We start from the raw sequence: 2747 nt of genomic DNA, 5'->3' as shown, positions 1-2747 counted from the left end.
GGCGGTCGAGGGTGATGGTCACCCGTTCGCGGTCGGGCAGGCCGCTCCATTGCCACGAGGCCGCATGCGCGGCCGTGGCGGGCGGCCCGGCAAGGGCCGCGATGAGGAGCAGCCGGGCAAGACCGGCGGCGGTGGGTCGTTTCACGCAAGAATCCTGTGCATGTACGCGTACGTGTGCGCGGGCGGAAACGCGCCAGTGGCCCGGCGTGGGCGTTGTTGCGGATGCCGTGCCCCGTGTGCGGCGGGAAAAAACCGACACGGGCACTTGTTCGTAGCAAAAAGCGTGCAGCGGCGGATGGCTGCGTGTGTCCGGCCCGCCGCGCGAGCCTTCGTCGCCGGGCGCACGCCGCGATTACGAGTCGGCGCGTTTCTTCTTCAGCTTCTCGATGAGCGTGGTGCGCTTGATGCCCAGGATTTCCGCCGCCTGGTTCTTCACGCCCTCGGCCATGGTCAGGGCCTCGTCCAGCAGGCGTTCTTCCACCATGTCCAGAAAATCCTTCAGGTTCATGCCCTTGTCGCGCAGGTCGGTAATGGTGGGCCAGCTGAAGCCTGCGGGCATGCCGCCGGATGCGGCGTCCGCGGCCACGGGCAGCGGATCGGGCGGGGTCGGCTCCGGCAGCGAGACGATGTCGCCCACCTCGTCCAGTATCTTGCGGGGCAGGTCGGCGGGGGGCACCACGTCGTCGTCGGCGAGGATGCTGAGCCGCTCCATGAAGTTTTCCAGTTCGCGCACGTTGCCCGGCCACGAATAGGCGGCCAGCACCTTGCGCGTGTCGGGCGCCAGCGCCAGGCAGCGGCGGCCCTTGCGTTCGCAGAAGCGGCGCATGAAATGTTCGGCCAGCACCAGGATGTCGCCGCCGCGCTCGCGCAGGGCGGGCAGGTGCAGGGGAATGACGTTGAGGCGGTAGTACAGGTCTTCTCGGAAGCGCCCGGCGGCCACCTCGCGCTCGAGGTCGCGGTTGGTGGCGGCCACGATGCGCACGTCCACCTTCTTCACGCCCGCGCCGCCCACGCGCTCGATTTCCTTCTCTTGCAGCACGCGCAGGATCTTGACCTGCAGCGTCAGGTCCATCTCGCCGATTTCGTCCAGGAAGATGGTGCCGCCGTCGGCCAGTTCAAACCTGCCGGGCCGCGAACGGATGGCGTGGGTGAAGGCGCCCTTTTCGTGGCCGAAGAGCTCCGATTCCAGAAGTTCCTTGGGAATGGCCCCGCAGTTGATGGGCACGAAGGGCATGGACCGGCGCTGGCTGTTGGAGTGCAGCGCGCGCACCAGAAGTTCCTTGCCGGTGCCCGATTCACCCGTGACCAGCACGGTGCTGTCGGTGGGGGCCACTTTGGCCAGAATGCGAAAAACGTCCCTGAGCGATGTGCTTTGGCCGATGATGCCGCTGGTGTCGAGATCCATTCCCTCTCCCGGAAGGCACGCTGAATGTGTCCCGCTTCCCCCCGTGCCACCCCGATGCGCGCCCGGCCCCGGTCTGCTTTCCGGACATACCTCCGGAAAGGATACCCGGGCACGCAACGCGTGCGGCCCGAAACACCCGACGCTCCGGCGTTCATGCCCTGGAGCACGGGCGGCATGGCACGTCTGGCTCCATCAGTGTCAATTCGCTGACGCGAAGTCAAGTATAGGGGCGAAAAAAGCGGTCTCCCTGCGCCGGTGCGGGATAAGCGCCGTCCAGCATCATCATGCCGCCATGCGGGTGCGGCGTTGCGTGCGGCTGCGCACGCAGGCACCGCCGCAGGGGACGCCGGTACCCGCCAGTACGCGACAGTCCGCATACGGGAGCACCCGGTGGGGGGTGCGCAGGCCGGGCAGGCGGCGACAGGCTGTGATGGCAGACGCACCGACGCGGTGCACAGGACGGGGCGGTATCCGGCAGGTGCGTACCTTGTCCGCATGGCCGCACCGCCGTATGGTTGAGGAAGCCATACCCATCGACAATCGTGGCGGAGCCTTCGGCGTCGACCGGATTCTGCCCGGGGCTGCCAAGGCCTGCCTGCATCAGCCAACGTTTTCCCCTGTCTGCCAAGGTCCGGCGGTCACGGGTCCGCCTGGGAGTTTTCAGTGCTCGACATTCTTTCCGCCCTGGTCCCGGTGTTCGGCATCATCGTGCTGGGCATGTGCGTGGAGCGCATGGGCAGCCTGCCCAAGGGCACGCCCGCCGCCCTGAACCAGTTCGTGTTCCGGGTTTCGCTGCCCGCGCTGCTGTTCCACGCCGTGGCCCGCAAGACGCCGGAAGAACTGGCCCGCGGCGGCTTTGCCGCGGGCACGGTGGCGGGCATGCTGCTGGCCTTTGCGCTGGGCTACCTGCTGTGTTCGCGCGGGGGGCGGCGCCATGGCCCGGAGGTGGCCGTGCTGGCCCAGGCCGCCAGCTTTCCCAACAGCGCCTTTCTGGGGTTGCCCATCGTGACCTCGCTGCTGCCCGGCAATGACGACGCGGTGCTGGCCGGGGGCATGGTCTCCGTGCTGTGTCTTGCGGTGCTGCTGGTGACCATGGCCCGGCTGGAGGCCATTGGCAGGGGGGGCGGCCTGTCGTGGCGGGTACTGCGCCAGGTGGCGGCGGCCCTTGGGCGCAATCCCATTTTGCTGGCCTCGGTGGCCGGGGTGGCGGCAAGCCTTTCCGGGCTGGGGCTGGCCCGCCCCGTGGCCGCCATGGCTTCCATGCTGGGGGCCACCGCATCGCCGTGCGCGCTGTTCGGCATCGGCATGGTGCTGGCCGCGCAGCTGACGGCGGAAGGCGCGG

General features: G+C 68.6%; 2 protein-coding genes. One reads left to right on the top strand and one right to left on the bottom strand.

The annotated features are described in order from the left end of the window. Positions 1 to 352: 352 nt before the first annotated feature. Positions 353 to 1405: a sigma-54 interaction domain-containing protein gene (locus FVW20_RS11925; RefSeq protein ID WP_196609790.1), complete on the bottom strand. Its 1053-nt coding sequence runs from the start codon at positions 1403 to 1405 to the stop codon at positions 353 to 355. Between the two features lie 663 nt (positions 1406 to 2068). Between FVW20_RS11925 and FVW20_RS11920 the strand changes: the two genes are divergently transcribed. Beyond that, the coding region (locus FVW20_RS11920) for an AEC family transporter (protein WP_196609789.1) at positions 2069 to 2747 on the top strand (679 nt) is incomplete at its 3' end.

The sequence above is a fragment of the Nitratidesulfovibrio oxamicus genome (assembly GCF_015731765.1).
GTDB classification, from domain to species: Bacteria; Desulfobacterota; Desulfovibrionia; order Desulfovibrionales; family Desulfovibrionaceae; genus Cupidesulfovibrio; species Cupidesulfovibrio oxamicus.
The sequence above is the reverse complement of the archived record's forward strand: the minus strand, read 5'-3'. Positions and strand labels throughout refer to the sequence as shown.

Excerpts from the sequence above, each read along its gene's own strand:
- FVW20_RS11925 (WP_196609790.1), bottom strand. The coding sequence starts at position 1,405 with ATGGATCTCGACACCAGCGGCATCATCGGCCAAAGCACATCGCTCAGG.